Below are 15,558 nucleotides of genomic sequence, written 5' to 3' on the forward strand. Positions count from 1 at the left end.
TGCGCTGGACAACCCTACGGGGTAAGAAAAAATTGTCCATGCAGGCGATGCTTGTTTTCGCTGCCATGAATCTCAAAAAGCTGGCGAATTGGACCTGGAAAGGTCCTCATCGCCAGCTTTTTCGTCGGAAAAATAGAACAAAATGGACAAAAATAGGTCGGATCATAGAAATCCGACCTATTTTGTCAACGGTCTGAAAGAACGCTTGTACAAGCGTTCTTTTTTTATTGCAAAAACGCCAGCCGGCACATTCTCCGGTTTGAAAAGCGGAGAATCCGGGAAGATGGGAACGGAGCACGACCAAGCCGCTGAAAAAGGACCGCCGGCGGGAGGAAAGAACCAATATGAAAGATGAACAAAAAATATTAAATATACAATTGAATTAATTTTTATTCATGTTATAATGTTAAATAATTTCACAAAGACCAAGAAGGTGAACTTGTTTTGAAAATAGGTATTATAGGTGCTACTGGCTATGGAGGGGCAGAGATTATGAGGATTATGAAGTTGCACCCTTATGCAGATGAATGCATATTGTATTCATCGAGTGATGAGGGAGCCCGCTATGATGCCGCATACCCGCACCTTATGAAACTGACAGATCAACACCTGCAACCGATCGAAGTAAAGAAAATTTCGAACGAAATCGATTTTTTATTTATGGCTGCGCCTCCGGGGGTATCCAGCCGGCTGACGCCACAGTTTGATGCATATGACATACCGATCATTGACCTGTCCGGCGATCTCAGGCTGCAGAACCCGAGCGTCTATGAAAAATGGTATAAAAGGGAAGCCGCGCCTGAACACGTGCTTCAAAAAGCGGTATACGGACTGTCTGAGCTGAATCGGGAAGACATTAAAACGGCGCAGTACATAGCCAATCCAGGTTGTTTCCCGACAGCGGTTCTTCTCGGCTTGGCGCCGCTCGTCAAAAGCGGCAGCATCAACGAATCTTTTGTCATCATCGATGCGAAAACAGGGGTATCGGGAGCAGGCAGAAAGGCGTCGATGGGCACTCACTTTTCAGAGATCAATGACAATTTCAAAATATATAAGGTAAACGAACACCAGCATACGCCTGAAATCGAGCAGATTGTTAAACAATGGGACTCCGCATTTAAACCGATCACATTCAGCACGCATTTAGTTCCGATGACAAGGGGCATTATGGCGACCATCTACACAGAACTGAAAGACAGCATGGATGCCGAGCAGCTCCAACTTATTTTTTCAAAATTTTATAAAGATTCATACTTTGTCAGAGTGAGAGAACCCGGTTCGTTCCCTGCAACTAAAGAGGTGTACGGCAGCAATTTTTGCGATATCGGCGTTACCGTTGATGAACGGACGAACAGAGTGACAATTGTGTCAGTGATCGATAACTTGATGAAGGGAGCAGCGGGTCAGGCTGTTCAAAACTTCAACATTATGAATGGCTGGAGCGAAACCGCCGGGCTTGAATTTACGCCAATTTATCCATAAGACGGGAGAGAACAAACATATGATTCAGGTGAGTCAAGACAGCATAAAAAAAACAGACGGAAATGTCGCTTCGCCTAAAGGCTATTTGGCAAAAGGGGTTCACTGCGGCCTCCGCTATTCAAAAAAGGATCTTGGAATTATCATCAGCTCAAGACCGGCGGTGAGCGCCGCCGTTTATACGCAAAGCCACTTTCAGGCTGCGCCGATCAAGGTGACGCAGGAAAGTCTCAAAAAAAGCGCGCATCTGCAAGCCGTCATCGTCAACAGCGCAAATGCCAACGCATGTACGGGAGAGCAGGGCTTAAAAGATGCATATGAGATGCGCCGCCAAAGCGCTGATATGCTTGGGATCGAGCCGGAACTGGTGGCCGTGTCCTCAACCGGCGTCATCGGCGAATACCTCAATATGGAGAGCATTACAAAAGGCATCAGCCTTCTCGCCGAGACTGAGCCTGCCGAAGGCGATTTCGAAGAAGCGATCTTAACGACAGACACGGTGATCAAACAAACGTGCTATGAACTGACGATCGGCGGTCAAAGAGTGACGATTGGCGGAGCAGCCAAAGGGTCGGGAATGATCCACCCGAATATGGCGACGATGCTCGGCTTTGTCACAACAGATGCATGCATCGAAGAAAGCGCGCTGCAAAGGGCATTAAGGGAAATTACGGACGTTTCATTCAACCAGATCACAGTCGACGGCGACACATCGACTAACGATATGGTGCTCGTCATGGCGAACGGATGCGCCGGAAATGAGCGCCTCCATGAAGAACACGAAGATTGGCCGGTTTTCAAAAAAGGCCTGCAGCTTGCCTGCACAGACCTCGCCAAACAAATCGCGAGAGACGGGGAAGGGGCGACAAAGCTGATCGAGGTTGAAGTGAACGGTGCGAAAAGCAATCTTGAAGCGCAAATCATCGCCAAAAAAATCGTCGGCTCAAACCTTGTAAAAACCGCGGTTTACGGAACGGATGCGAACTGGGGCAGAATCATTGTCGCGATCGGAGACAGCATGGCTGCTGTGACACCGGAGAAGGTAGAAATCTACCTGGGCGGCCAATGCCTTTTTAAAAATAACGAACCGCAGCCGTTTTCAGAAGAGCTGGCCAAAACATATTTAGAAAACAGCGAAGTGAAAATCGAGGTTCGCTTGCAGGAAGGTGACGGAAAGGGTACGGCTTGGGGCTGCGATTTAACTTATGAATACGTCAAAATCAATGCAAGCTATCGGACGTAAAAAGGGGATCACAATGGATAAAACAATCGTTTTTAAATGCGGCGGAAGCGTCATCCGCGAACTATCGGACGAATTTTTTCAAAATCTGAAAGAGCTGACCGAAAGCGGCTGGAAAATCGCACTCGTCCACGGGGGCGGGCCCGATATTACAAAGATGCTGAAGAAACTCAATATTCGAAGCGAATTCGTCAACGGACAGCGCAAGACGACAAAAGCGGTTCTTGAAGTCGCTGAAATGGTCTTATCCGGTTCGATCAACAAATTTTTCGTTGCCGAGCTGACAAAGCACGGCCTTCCGGCTGTCGGAGTATCAGGAAAAGACGGGGGACTGCTCCTTGCCGACTATTTAAATGAAAAAGAATACGGTCAGGTCGGGCGCATTAAAAAAGTAAACGGCCGAATGGCCGAAGCGCTCATGGAAAAAGGCTTTATTCCGGTTATCGCCCCCCTCTCGATGACGGATGGCTGTGAGACTTTGAATGTGAACGCCGATTTGGCGGCGTCGGCTGTTGCGGCAGCCTTGCACGCTGACAAATTAATGTTTGTGACAGACGTTAAAGGGATTATGAAAAACGAAGAAATGCTGAAAGAGCTGACGCCGGCAGACATCGAAAGCCTGATTGCTGAAGGCGTGATCTCGGGAGGCATGATACCAAAAGTGCATTCTGCAAAAGAAGCCCTCACAGATGAAGTGGATGAAGTGATGATCGTGAGCGGAAAAGGATCTTTCCTCACGAAAGACGATTTCATCGGCACGAAAATCATTAAACAAAAGGAGGCCGTATCGTGAGTCATTTATTTCAGACGTACAGCCGCTGGAATATCAATATTAAAAAAGCGAAAGGCACGATCGTTCAGGATGAGAAGGGGAACGCTTATCTTGATTTCGTCCAGGGAATCGCGGTCTGCAATCTCGGGCATTGCCCCGATTCAGTGACAGCTGCTGTCAAAAAACAGCTTGATGATGTCTGGCATGTTTCCAATCTGTTTCAAAATGAGCTTCAAGAAAAGGTTGCACAGCTTCTTGCCAAAAACAGTGCAGGCGATCTCGTCTTCTTTTGCAACAGCGGGGCGGAAGCGAATGAAGGGGCGGTAAAGCTCGCCCGAAAACATACACAAAAAACAAAAATCATAACGTTTCAGCAATCGTTCCACGGACGCACGTATGCGGGAATGGCCGCAACCGGACAGGAAAAGATCAAGCTCGGATTCGGACCGATGCTTGAAGGATTCCACTACTTACCTTACAACGAGCCGAAAGCATTTGCCGAATTGCAGGATGAAAAAGATATCGCGGCAGTGATGCTCGAGCCGATTCAAGGCGAAGGCGGCGTCATCCCTGCGAGCAGGGAATTTCTGCAGAGCGTTCAAGATTTTTGCCGCGATAAGCAGGCTCTCCTTATCGTCGACGAAGTTCAAACAGGAATTGGACGCACCGGTAAAGCTTTCGGATATGAATACGAAGGGCTGTCACCTGATATCATCACCGTCGCGAAAGGACTGGGCAGCGGTTTTCCGGTCGGAGCCGTGATCGGGAAAAAAGAGCTTTCAGAAGCGTTCTCTCCGGGTTCCCACGGCTCGACATTCGGAGGGAACATGCTGGCGATGGCTGCGGCAAACGCCACGTTGGAGACCATTTTTGAAAGCAGCTTTCTTGAAGAAGTGAGCGCCAAAGGAGCTTTTTTGCATCAACAGCTGAAAGAAAAGCTTCAATTTCCGCTTGTAAAAGATATCCGCGGGAAAGGGCTGATCGCCGGAATCGAGTGCAAGGAACCTGTACAGCCGCTGATCGAAGCGCTTCAAAAGGAAGGTTTGCTCGTTCTTCCCGCGGGTCCGAACGTCATCAGACTTCTGCCGCCATTGACGGTTGCGAAAAGTGAAATCAAAGCGGCCGTGGAAAAACTGAAAGCTGTCATGGCAGATCATTCAGCTGTAAAACAGTAATTTTTTTTCGATATGTAAGTATAAAAATTCATGAATATCATTATTTATTCATCAAAGGTGGGCATAAGATGGAAGGATATTTAGTTCTTGAAGATGGTACATCCTTCAGCGGTGAACTGGACGGTCTTGACGGCTGCACCGGTGAAGTCGTCTTTTTTACGGGCATGACCGGCTATCAGGAGGTTTTGACAGACCCTTCTTATAAAGGCCAGATTATTGTCTTTACGTACCCGCTGATTGGCAACTACGGAATAAACGAAAGCGATGATGAAAGCAAACGGCCTCAGGTGAAAGGGGTTGTCGTCTATGAAGCGTGCGACAGGTTTTCCCATCATCAGGCGACAGAAAGCCTTCGGGAATACTTGGCGAAGTGGGATGTTCCGCTTTTATCGCACGTGGACACAAGAGCGGTTGTTCAGCATATCAGGGCAAAGGGGACGCTGAATGCCAGACTGACGAAACAAAAGGACGGCATTCCGGCTCCGCGCCAGCTGGAAAACTATGCGGCACAGGTTGCCGGACAAAACGAAAACGGCGCCTTTAGGGAAGGCAATACGCATATTGCGGTGATCGATTTCGGCTATAAAAAGTCGATCGCTTCATCGCTTGCAAACCGGGGCTGCAAAGTAACGGTCGTTCCCTATCAAGAGATGGACGGCATTTCAAAGCTGAATCCGGACGGGATCGTCCTTTCAAACGGGCCGGGCGATCCGAAAGCGATCCTTCCATATATGGATGCACTCCGGGATATCATCTCTTCCTATCCGACTCTCGGCATCTGTCTCGGGCACCAGCTGATCGCGCTCGCATTCGGAAGCGACACGTATAAGCTTCCGTTCGGCCACAGGGGAGCCAATCATCCGGTCATGGACAAAGAGACCGGACGCGTGTTCATGACAAGCCAAAACCACAGCTATGTCGTCGATCGGGACACCATCAGCGAAAATGAATTTTCCGTCAGATTTTATCATGTCAACGACGGTTCAGTAGAAGGGCTGATGCATAAAACACTGCCTGTCATATCCGTTCAGTTTCATCCGGAAGCCCATCCGGGACCGGCTGAAAGCGAGTGGATATTCGGCGAATATTTGCAGAAATTGAACGAAGCAAGGAGAGAGATCGCCCATGCCTAAAGATCAAACCATCAAAAGCATTCTCGTTATCGGGTCGGGGCCGATTATCATCGGGCAGGCCGCTGAATTCGACTACTCCGGAACCCAGGGCTGCATGGCGCTGAAAAGCGAAGGCTACCGGGTGATTCTTGTCAACAGCAACCCGGCGACCATCATGACCGATGAATCTTTTGCAGATGAAATCTATTTTGAGCCCTTGACAGTGGAAAGCCTCACACAAATCATCAAGCGCGAAAAACCGGACGGACTGCTCGCCAATCTGGGCGGACAGACAGCGCTGAATTTGGCCGTCGAGCTCGAAAAGGCCGGCATTCTTAAAACATACGGGGTAAAGCTGCTTGGAACATCTGTTGATACGATCGAAAAGGGCGAAGACAGGGAAAAGTTCCGCGCCTTGATGAAGGAGCTGAACGAACCTGTGCCGGATTCAGAAATTGTTGACAATCAAGATGATGCGCTTCGTTTTGCGCTCTCAATCGGTTTTCCGATTATCGTGCGGCCGGCCTATACATTGGGCGGAAAAGGAGGCGGCATCGCGGCGACGAAAGAGGAGTTCCTGCCTTTAATCGAAAGCGCCCTCCTCGCAAGCCCGATTCACCAATGTCTTGTCGAAAAAAGCATTGCCGGTTTTAAAGAAATCGAATACGAAGTCATGCGTGACAGAAACAATACATGCATTACCGTCTGCAATATGGAAAACATCGATCCGGTCGGCGTCCATACGGGGGATTCGATCGTTGTCGCCCCGTCGCAGACATTAACGGATGCGGATTATCAAATGCTTCGTTCTGCCAGCTTAAAGATCATTTCCGCGCTCGATGTCGTCGGCGGCTGCAACATTCAATTCGCCCTGGACCCGGAAAGCAAAAATTATTATGTCATCGAGGTGAATCCGAGAGTAAGCCGTTCATCGGCGCTCGCCTCAAAAGCGACCGGCTATCCGATCGCAAAAATGGCGGCTAAACTGGCTGTCGGCTACACGCTTGCCGAGCTGAAAAATCCGCTCACAGATTCGACATACGCCAGCTTCGAGCCTGCTCTTGACTATGTCGTCGTCAAATTTCCGCGCTGGCCGTTCGACAAATTCAAACAAGCCGACCGTAAGCTCGGCACGAAAATGAAAGCGACGGGAGAAGTCATGGCGATTGACCGCAATCTTGAAGCGGCCCTGCAAAAAGCGGTCGCATCCCTTGAGCTGAAAACGTCAGGAACCCATTTGCCCGAACTTGGCGGCGCATCTTCAGAAGTGTTGTGGAAGCTGCTTGAGACTCCTGATGACCGCCGTTTCTTTGCGGTCATGGAGCTGCTGAGCAGGGGGGCTTCCATCAGCGAGATACACGAGAAAACGAAAATCGATAACTATTTCCTTCATGTGTTTTCTAATATCATTCAGCTGGAAAACATGTTGATGGAACAGGGAGACGCGCTGTCCGTCAGCCTTTTGAAAAAGGTAAAAGAAAAGGGATTTACCGACTTTACGATCGCTTCCCTCACCGGAAAGACGGAAGAAGAAGTGCGCGCGTTCCGCAAGAAAATGGGCATAGCCGCATCCTTTAAAATCGTCGATACATGCGCAGCTGAATTTGATGCGAAGACAAACTATTTTTACTCGACGTATTTTGGGAAAAGCGACGGAGACATCTCTCAAAAAACGAAAAAGCGCGCCCTGATCATCGGTTCCGGCCCGATACGGATCGGCCAGGGAGTCGAGTTTGACTACAGCGCCGTGCACGGCGTCATGACGCTGAAAAACCTCGGGTTTGAAACGATCATGCTGAACAACAACCCGGAAACCGTCAGCACGGATTATGAAATGGCAGACCGCCTGTACTTTGAACCGATTACACCCGAGCATATTCTCAATGTCGCTGAAGCGGAAGATATCGATTTTGCGATTGTTCAATTCGGCGGCCAATCCGCCATCAATGTGGCTGAAGCGATTGAAAAAGCGGGCATCACCCTGCTTGGGACATCATCGGAAACCCTTGACATACTTGAAGACCGTGATCAATTTTATCAGCTTCTTGACGAGCTCGGCATTTCTCATGCTAAAGGAGAAACGGCTTCATCAAAAGCGGAAGCGGTGCAGAAAGCAAACGAAATCGGCTATCCTGTGCTGATCAGGCCGTCATATGTGATCGGCGGCATGGGCATGATGATCGTTCACTCCGAAGCAGAGCTCAGAGAGCTGCTGGGCGGAGCGTCGCAAATGCCTTACCCGATTCTGATCGATCAATACGTATCGGGAAAAGAGTTTGAAATCGACCTTGTCAGCGATGGCGACGATCTCTACATCCCGACTTATATCGAGCATATTGAAAAAGCGGGCGTGCATTCAGGTGACAGCTACGCGATTTTGCCGGGGCCTTCGGTCACTCCGGAGATGAAAAGCGCCGCGCGGGATGCTTCCGCAAAAATCGTCCGCAAGCTCGGATTTAAAGGTATTATGAACATTCAATTTATAGCGGACGCGGATGAACTGCTCATCCTTGAAGTCAATCCGAGGGCGAGCCGGACGGTTCCGGTTGTCAGCAAGGTGATGGGGGTTCCGATGATCCCGCTTGCGGCGCAGCTGTTGGCCGGTTCGTCACTCAAAGAGTTGAACCCTGCCGCCAAAAACTCACGCGGCGTTGCCGTGAAGTTTCCGGTCTTTTCATCGCACGCTATTCAGGATGTCGATTTGAAGCTTGGACCGGAAATGAAATCGACCGGAGAAGGCATGTATGTCGGCTTCAATCCGGAAAGCGCCCTGAAGAAAATCTTTGCGGGAATCTGGCAAACGAAAGGCTGCATTTACATGGAAGGGGCCGGCGAGCTTCGTTCTCTCGCAGAACAGGCGGGTTTCACCGTACAGTCGGACGATTTTCCAGGCTGGATCAAACGGAAAGACAAAGCGCTGCACATCCATTTAGCCGAATCAAAAGAGGCGAGCAAGCAGCGAATGGAAGCCGTCACCCACGGTGTGGCGGTGATGACAGAGGAAGAGACGGTGCGGGCATTTTTGACGAGCGGGCATGGAACGACTAAAGCCGTGTCGCTTAAAGATTTATATAAAAAGGAAGTGGAGACATGTCTACTGTAAACATCGGGGCGACCCGGGAAATCAATCTGACGGGTAAGGATTTTTTAAGCCTGAAAGACTTTTCAAAAGAAGAGATCGTTTATTTGCTGAAAGAGGCAGCAGCGATGAAGCAAAATAAAATTCAAGACATCTTTAAAGGAAAAACATTGGCGATGATCTTTGAAAAGTCGTCGACGAGAACGCGCGTATCGTTTGAAGCCGGAATGGCGCAGCTCGGCGGAAACGCCCTGTTTTTAAGCAGTAAAGACATGCAGCTGGGCAGAGGGGAAACGATCGCAGATACCGCGAAAGTGCTTTCGGGTTATGTCGACGCGATTATGATCCGCACATTCGAACACGAAAAAGTCGAAGAGCTTGCCAAGCACGCCGAGATTCCCGTGATCAACGGATTGACCGATCTTTTTCATCCGTGTCAGGCGCTTAGTGACCTCTTGACGATTCAAGAGACGAAAGGAACATTAAAAGGGCTGAAAGCCGTTTATGTTGGAGACGGAAACAATGTCGCGCATTCGCTGTTAATCGGCTGTGCGAAAGTGGGATGCGACATTACGGTTGCTTCGCCTGAAGGGTATGAGCCGAATCAGGAAGTGGTAAGACTGGCCGAGGGATTCGCCGAAGAGTCCGGAGCGGCCGTCACAATCACAAATGACCCCGTGTCAGCCGTTCAACAAGCGGATGTCATCTATTCTGATGTGTTTACAAGCATGGGCCAAGAGAAAGAAGCCGAAGAACGGATGAATATCTTTGCTCCTTATCAGGTCAACAGAGCGCTTGTCTCCCATGCCAAACCGGATTACGTCTTTCTGCACTGCCTTCCTGCCCACAGGGAAGAAGAGGTCACCGCAGAGATCATCGACGGCCCGAATTCAGCGGTATTCCAGCAGGCTGAAAACCGCCTGCACGTCCAAAAAGCTTTATTAAAAGCACTGTTATCTTAAATAAAAAACAGCTGATCACAATTGATCAGCTGTTTTTTTAGGCGAATATCAAAACGGCGATGCCGATGACAAAGCAGTAAATCGAGAAATAAACCAAGTTTCCTTTCGCCATAATATTCATGAACCAGCGCAATGAAAAGTATGTAGCGATAATCGATGCGATGAACGCAAACAAATAAGGAAGGAAAAGCTCCCCTAAACGCGGATCATGAAAAATATCGGTAATGCTTAAAATGGTCCCGCCAAGACTGACCGGTATGTACAGTAAAAATGAAAACCTGAGCGCGGTTTCAGATTTGAGGCCGAGCGCCATCGCAGGGACGATCGTCGCTCCCGAACGGCTGATGCCGGGAACAAGTGCAACCATTTGCGACAAGCCGATGATCACGGCGTCTCTCAGTCTGATTTCGCCGTCGTTTTTGCGGCCGCGCAAATTGCGAATGAGAAACAATGCCAGACCCGTGATCAGCAAAGTAACCGCGGTGATCCGGACGCCGTCTTTAAAGAAAGCCGAAATCTCATCATCAAATAAAACACCGATGACACCGGCAGGAATCGTGGCGATGATCAGATAGATGATAAACCTGAAGTCCGCTTTTCCTTTTTCATTTTTTGATGTGACATAAGACAGTCCGTTTACCGCCAGCCTGAAAATATCGTTTTTATAGACGAGCAATACGGCAATTAAAGAACCGGCATTCATTAAAAGCTCAAAACTGAAGCCTTCAATGTTCAAGCCTAAAAAGTGCTGTGCCAGCACCAAGTGGCCGCTTGAAGAAACAGGAATCGGCTCTGTGAGTCCCTGAAGCAACCCTAAAAGGATATACTTGATCAACATTAAAAAATCCATGATACTCCTCCGTTTCCCACAAGTTGTGACGCCCTTTTAAAAGACGGAATGAACGGGCGGTTCGTTTTAATTTTCGGAACACTTTTCTCATTAAACTATACAAAGCAAACAGATGTAAAGATAAAATCGACATGTTTTTTGGGAGAGTGGGGCAATCTAATAATAAAAGGGAGTGAAGCAAATGGGACAGCAGCGTCAATTCCGGCCGGGCCAAAAAGCGCCCAATAATGGAGTGTATGTGGAGATCGGCGAAACGGGAAGCATGGTTCAGAACCCTCAACAAATCAAATTGAGCGCCGGCGAGTTCTTCCCTGAAACCTCCAACCATAACCGGCTCTGGACATATAAAAGAAAGCCTTAAAAAAACAGCCGTCGGACGGCTGTCTGTCTAAAGCAAAAAACCCCGCTTTCAAAAGCCGGGGTTTTAATGTTGACTTGCATCCTGTTTAACAGGCATAATTTCTCCAAGAACAATAACGGCTGCGGTGATGATAAAGCCCATAATGACACTGGTTTGAAGGTCATACCCAGCACCGTTCATGGCGCCGACAATATAGCAGGCCATCTGCGTCAAAAGAAATGTCCAGAAAAAAGCGACCACAAATCGCACGTTTCCCACCTCGTCCTTCTCATTCAATTCTAAAACTTATCATACCATATACATAGCCAGCTGGAAAAGACATTTTAGTGAACAAGACAGGGCTTTCAACTCTGTTTTCAGAAATATCAGAAAGGGTATTTCATTAAAGTTTACTTTTCATCATGAAGACTGGGACTTTTCCTTATTCGTTTGCTGCACGTACGACATAAAATAATGAGCAGATTACGGCAGGAAGGAGGCAGGCAAGTGATGAAAATAACCGAACGTTTTTTTCAAATGGATTCAGAATGGAACGTGGTTCATCTTCCGTACAAGCCGAACGGTTTTCTGGTGTTCATTTTCGGCGACCGGAACCATTTTGTCGGGGAAGATTCGAGCTTCTGGCTTCAGCATTACGGAAGAAATCAGCTTCTAACGAGCCTGAGAAACAAAGGCTATACCCTGGTAAACAGCAATTTGTTCGGCAGGCACTGGGGCTCCGAAAAAGCGGTTGCATACGCCAAACAGCTGATTCATTACGTGTTCAAACAAGAGATTTTAAATGAAAAAATTCATCTATTGGCGGAAGGCACAGGGGCCCTCATTGCAGATGAGCTCCTTCGCTCGATCCCGAACCAAATACGTTCTGCAGCGATGGTTAATCCTTGCCTCGATCTTCAGGCTCATCATAAACGAGAAAAAGAAAACAAGTTTTTCTACAAACAGTTTATTAAAGAAATTGCCGAAAGCTACGGAATTACGGAGCGGGAGGCAGCCGATTATCCGTTCAAAAGCATATCCCCTTATCACAATCTCGTACCCGTTCATATTTGGCAAAGACTGAACGGCTCACCGTATCCGTATATGATCCATGCCAAAACGTTTGAGGAGCGCCAGCTTAAAGGCCGTCACAGCGTGGGGCTTACCCTGCACCTGTCCGAACATCCTCAGCGCATTCATTCAGCAATCGCGAACTTTTTCAAAACGCATGAAAAAGTCTTATAGAGAATAGAATAATAGCAGCCCGAAAATGATGAAAAGGGCTGTTTTTTGCTTGGTAAAAAAAGCTGAAACGAAAGGTGGTCCATCGAATGAAGCCGGCACTTGTATATGGAGCAGATGAGTTCTTCGGCCTTTCATTTTGTGAACATCTACTTGAAGAGGGTGTTGACATAGATGTAAAGCTGGAACAGACAAGCGACGAAAAAAAGCTGATGTATCTCGAAGAGCGGCTGATGTGGCTGGGAAGAAACGAGCATTTCCGTCTCATCGAAAAAGAGCTTGAAGCCCCGTACGAACAAGTCTTCATCCAATACACAGGCTCAGTGCCGGAAGAAGCGCTGGCTGCAGGCGTTGAAAACAAGCCTGTTATTCTGTTTGTCTACCAGGAACAATTCGAAGATGATTTACGCGCCGGCATGGAGGAAAAGGGTGTTGAACTGATCGTGCTTCCGGATCTGTTCGGTCCGTGGGACGTCAGGGCAGAGGATAAACAAAACAGGGACGGAGCGCTTTTTGTGAACGACGCGGCCGCACAAGCCGCTGCCTGTGCTGTTGAAAAAGATTTTTCAGATTTGCAGTTTGTACAGAAGACGCCATACGATAAAGCCGATGAGATCATTGAAGAATGGATCAGACAAATGTCTACATTTTTCGACAAAAAATAAGAAAGATCTTCCTAATTTACACTTGAAAGGATACAATAAAGATAGATTTGAATTGCTGTTTTTTCGAAAGGGAGTTGAACATGGCATGGTGTACAGGCTTGTCGCGATTTTTTTCATTCTCCTGGCGCTAAGCGGCTGCGGACAATCGCCGCTGAAAGGGAAAATTGAAAAAGTCGGTTTGCTTGTCCCTGATACGATAAATGACCAAGTATGGGGAACCAAAGGATATAAAGGATTATTAAGAATACAATCCGTCTACAATGTCGACGTCTATTATAAAGAGGGAATCGATAATGACGCTGCCATTAAAATGGCTGTAGAAGATTTTCACAAAAAAGGCGTCAACCTCATCTACGGGCACGGAAGCGAATATGAAAAAGCCTTTAATGAGATATGCAAAGATTATCCTGATATTCATTTTGTTTTAATGAACTCGAAAGCCGACCACCAAAATGTGACAAGCATATCGCTTGAAGGAGAAGCGATGGGGTTCTTCGGCGGAATGACGGCGGCCCATCAGTCAAAAACAAAGAAAATCGGCGTGCTCGCAACGTATAAATGGCAGCCTGAAGTAGAAGGATTTTCCGAAGGGGCTAAATACCTCGATCCGGACATTGAGGTGATGACAGAATATGTCGGCCAGTGGGACGACAGCGAAAATGCCGTCAAACTGTATGAAAAAATGAAGAAGGCAGGCGCGGATGTTGTGTATCCGGCCGGAGACGGGTATAATGTCCCTGTCATTGAACAAATCAAAAAGGACGGGCTGTACGCTATCGGCTATGTAAGCGACCAGTCGGAATTGGGTGAGAATGTCGTTTTGACAAGCACTATGCAGCATGTAGATGACGCTTATGAACTCACCGCCGACGAGTTTAATAAAGGAACGCTTAAAGGCGGCAAGCGCTCATTTGACATTCAAGACGGCGTCATCGAAATGGGAGAATTCAGCCCTGTTGTCGATCAGTCATTTCAAGAAAAGATGAATCGGCTGATTGACGAATACAAAAAAACAAACAAACTGCCAAACGAACATTGAGGTGATCAAGATGCACGAAAAATCAATGGAATTTTTGCAAATTGCCATGAAGTACGTTCCGGAAGCGAAAGCAGAGATGGAGAAAGCGGGAATCGAACTTTCCCCGGAAATGCTTGAGCCATTCATGAACTTGTTTACGAAAGTGATGGCCGAGGCTTACGAGCTCGGTAAAGCGGAAGCCGGTTCAGACGCCTGACTTAAACGCCCGCAAACGCTTAAAAAGCCACTTTTCAGAAGAAGTGGCTTTTTTATATGGAAATCTTATTTTTCAAAGCGCTGACCATTGAGCCGATTTCTTTAAACACAGGCTTCAGCTCATCGAGCGAATCCATAATTTCTCCAACCTGATTCAACACGTGCATATAATCGGCTTCTTGGGATACTTCAGCGTCTTCGGCGGTTTCCGCTTCCGCATCCGTCTCCGTCTCTTCATGCCTGCCGGGTGCGTTTGCGCCAAACATCATTTTTGTGAAAAAATCGTCGTTCGCCACTCTTCATCCCTCCTTTTTCATATATATCACTACTATATGAATGTTTTGGTCTGCTAGATTAGACGAATATATTGCCAACTAAAAAAAAATAGGGTAGGATTAGTACCAGATACTAATAATAACTCATAACATTAGTTGGAAAAAATCATGAATAAAGGAGTCTTTCCTATGAAAGCTGGAATTATTGGAATCGGCCGGTACATCCCTGAAAAGGTGCTGACCAATTTCGACTTGGAAAAAATGGTTGAAACTTCTGACGAGTGGATTCGTACAAGAACAGGCATAGAAGAAAGAAGAATCGCAGCTGAAGATGAGAAAACATCCGACATGGCTGTGGCCGCCGCTAGAAGAGCGATGGAAGACGCAAACATCGAGGCGGAAGATCTTGATATGATTCTCGTCGCCACCGTTACTCCTGACCAGGCATTCCCGACAGTGTCCTGCATGATTCAAGAAAAGCTCGGTGCATTCAATGCCTGTGCAATGGATATCAGCGCAGCGTGCGCCGGTTTTATGTACGGTTTAGTCACTGGAAAACAGTTTATCGAAGCCGGGACGTATAAGCATGTGCTTGTCATCGGAGTTGAAAAGCTTTCAGGCATTACGGACTGGGATGACCGCAATACCGCTGTTCTGTTCGGAGACGGAGCGGGCGCCGCAGTTGTCGGGCCTGTCAGCGACGATAAAGGGATTTTGTCTTTTGAGCTCGGTGCAGACGGCAGAGGCGGAAAGCACTTGTACTTGGATGAAAAAGATCATACAATCATGAATGGCAGAGAAGTGTTCAAGTTTGCGGTCCGCCAAATGGGTGAATCCAGTGTGAATGTCATTGAAAAAGCCGGATTATCCAAAGAGGATGTCGACTTTTTGGTGCCGCATCAAGCCAACATCCGGATCATGGAAGCGGCGCGCGAACGTTTGGAGCTTCCAGTCGAAAAAATGTCTAAAACGGTTCATAAATACGGAAACACATCAGCTGCTTCTATTCCGATTTCTCTTGTGGAAGAGCTTGAAGCTGGTAAAATAAAAGACGGTGACGTCATTGTGATGGTCGGCTTCGGCGGAGGTTTGACATGGGGAGCCATCGCCATGCGCTGGGGCCGCTAAAAGAA

16 protein-coding genes and 1 pseudogene are annotated in these 15,558 nt (G+C 47.8%); 14 read left to right on the forward strand and 3 right to left on the reverse strand.

Annotated elements, in window-relative coordinates; translation table 11 throughout:
• The 8 genes and pseudogenes from KI350_RS08580 to argF all read left to right on the forward strand — a co-directional run.
• Positions 1-197 (forward strand): annotated as a pseudogene (locus KI350_RS08580) (IS5/IS1182 family transposase); the annotation flags it as partial.
• 247 nt (positions 198-444) lie between these two features.
• Positions 445-1,482 (forward strand): N-acetyl-gamma-glutamyl-phosphate reductase, encoded by a 1,038-nt coding sequence (gene argC, locus KI350_RS08585; protein WP_103749048.1) that lies wholly within the window; start codon positions 445-447, stop codon positions 1,480-1,482.
• Between the two features lie 19 nt (positions 1,483-1,501).
• Positions 1,502-2,722, forward strand: a complete 1,221-nt coding sequence (gene argJ, locus KI350_RS08590) for a bifunctional ornithine acetyltransferase/N-acetylglutamate synthase (protein WP_050820921.1) — start codon at positions 1,502-1,504, stop codon at positions 2,720-2,722.
• A 13-nt stretch (positions 2,723-2,735) separates the two neighbouring features.
• Positions 2,736-3,512, forward strand: coding sequence for an acetylglutamate kinase (argB, locus tag KI350_RS08595; protein WP_020450920.1), 777 nt, complete (start codon positions 2,736-2,738; stop codon positions 3,510-3,512).
• Positions 3,509-4,666, forward strand: a complete 1,158-nt coding sequence (locus tag KI350_RS08600; RefSeq protein WP_020450921.1) for an acetylornithine transaminase — start codon at positions 3,509-3,511, stop codon at positions 4,664-4,666. Before argB ends, KI350_RS08600 begins: the two co-directional genes overlap by 4 nt.
• Before the next feature lie 68 nt (positions 4,667-4,734).
• Positions 4,735-5,799: a carbamoyl phosphate synthase small subunit gene (locus tag KI350_RS08605; protein WP_020450922.1), complete on the forward strand. Its 1,065-nt coding sequence runs from the start codon at positions 4,735-4,737 to the stop codon at positions 5,797-5,799.
• Positions 5,792-8,881 carry a carbamoyl-phosphate synthase (glutamine-hydrolyzing) large subunit gene (locus tag KI350_RS08610; protein WP_106070964.1) on the forward strand — a complete coding sequence of 1,030 codons (3,090 nt, stop codon included), beginning with the start codon at positions 5,792-5,794 and terminating at the stop codon, positions 8,879-8,881. The genes KI350_RS08605 and KI350_RS08610 overlap by 8 nt, the downstream gene beginning before the upstream one ends.
• Complete coding sequence (argF, locus tag KI350_RS08615) at positions 8,869-9,819, forward strand: ornithine carbamoyltransferase (RefSeq protein WP_020450924.1); 951 nt, start codon at positions 8,869-8,871, stop codon at positions 9,817-9,819. Before KI350_RS08610 ends, argF begins: the two co-directional genes overlap by 13 nt.
• A 37-nt stretch (positions 9,820-9,856) precedes the next feature.
• On the opposite strand, the gene KI350_RS08620 is transcribed toward argF, so the two are convergent.
• Positions 9,857-10,669, reverse strand: coding sequence for an undecaprenyl-diphosphate phosphatase (locus KI350_RS08620; RefSeq protein WP_020450925.1), 813 nt, complete (start codon positions 10,667-10,669; stop codon positions 9,857-9,859).
• Positions 10,670-10,850: 181 nt separating this feature from the next.
• Between KI350_RS08620 and KI350_RS08625 the strand changes: the two genes are divergently transcribed.
• Positions 10,851-11,030, forward strand: a complete 180-nt coding sequence (locus tag KI350_RS08625; RefSeq protein ID WP_003180573.1) for a YjzC family protein — start codon at positions 10,851-10,853, stop codon at positions 11,028-11,030.
• A 63-nt stretch (positions 11,031-11,093) separates the two neighbouring features.
• On the opposite strand, the gene KI350_RS08630 is transcribed toward KI350_RS08625, so the two are convergent.
• A complete protein-coding gene (locus KI350_RS08630; RefSeq protein WP_009328851.1) occupies positions 11,094-11,288 on the reverse strand; it encodes a YjzD family protein in 195 nt (64 codons plus the stop codon).
• 231 nt (positions 11,289-11,519) lie between these two features.
• Between KI350_RS08630 and KI350_RS08635 the strand changes: the two genes are divergently transcribed.
• The 4 genes from KI350_RS08635 to KI350_RS08650 all read left to right on the forward strand — a co-directional run bounded on the left by KI350_RS08635 (position 11,520) and on the right by KI350_RS08650 (position 14,151).
• Positions 11,520-12,254, forward strand: coding sequence for a hypothetical protein (locus KI350_RS08635; RefSeq protein ID WP_035338967.1), 735 nt, complete (start codon positions 11,520-11,522; stop codon positions 12,252-12,254).
• A gap of 86 nt (positions 12,255-12,340) precedes the next feature.
• A complete protein-coding gene (locus KI350_RS08640) occupies positions 12,341-12,916 on the forward strand; it encodes a hypothetical protein (protein WP_035338965.1) in 576 nt (191 codons plus the stop codon).
• A gap of 85 nt (positions 12,917-13,001) precedes the next feature.
• A complete protein-coding gene (locus KI350_RS08645) occupies positions 13,002-13,955 on the forward strand; it encodes a BMP family ABC transporter substrate-binding protein (RefSeq protein WP_035338963.1) in 954 nt (317 codons plus the stop codon).
• 10 nt (positions 13,956-13,965) lie between these two features.
• Positions 13,966-14,151: a ComZ family protein gene (locus KI350_RS08650; protein ID WP_011197761.1), complete on the forward strand. Its 186-nt coding sequence runs from the start codon at positions 13,966-13,968 to the stop codon at positions 14,149-14,151.
• 52 nt (positions 14,152-14,203) lie between these two features.
• Here the strand turns inward: KI350_RS08650 and KI350_RS08655 are convergent, their stop codons facing one another.
• Positions 14,204-14,446 carry a hypothetical protein gene (locus KI350_RS08655; protein ID WP_003180586.1) on the reverse strand — a complete coding sequence of 81 codons (243 nt, stop codon included), beginning with the start codon at positions 14,444-14,446 and terminating at the stop codon, positions 14,204-14,206.
• A gap of 168 nt (positions 14,447-14,614) precedes the next feature.
• Here KI350_RS08655 and KI350_RS08660 point away from each other — a divergent pair, with 168 nt between their 5' ends.
• Complete coding sequence (locus tag KI350_RS08660) at positions 14,615-15,553, forward strand: beta-ketoacyl-ACP synthase III (protein WP_003180588.1); 939 nt, start codon at positions 14,615-14,617, stop codon at positions 15,551-15,553.
• Positions 15,554-15,558: the final 5 nt, after the last annotated feature.

It is taken from the genome of Bacillus sp. J41TS8, from assembly GCF_018333035.1.
In the GTDB taxonomy this organism is placed as follows: Bacteria; Bacillota; Bacilli; order Bacillales; family Bacillaceae; genus Bacillus; species Bacillus paralicheniformis.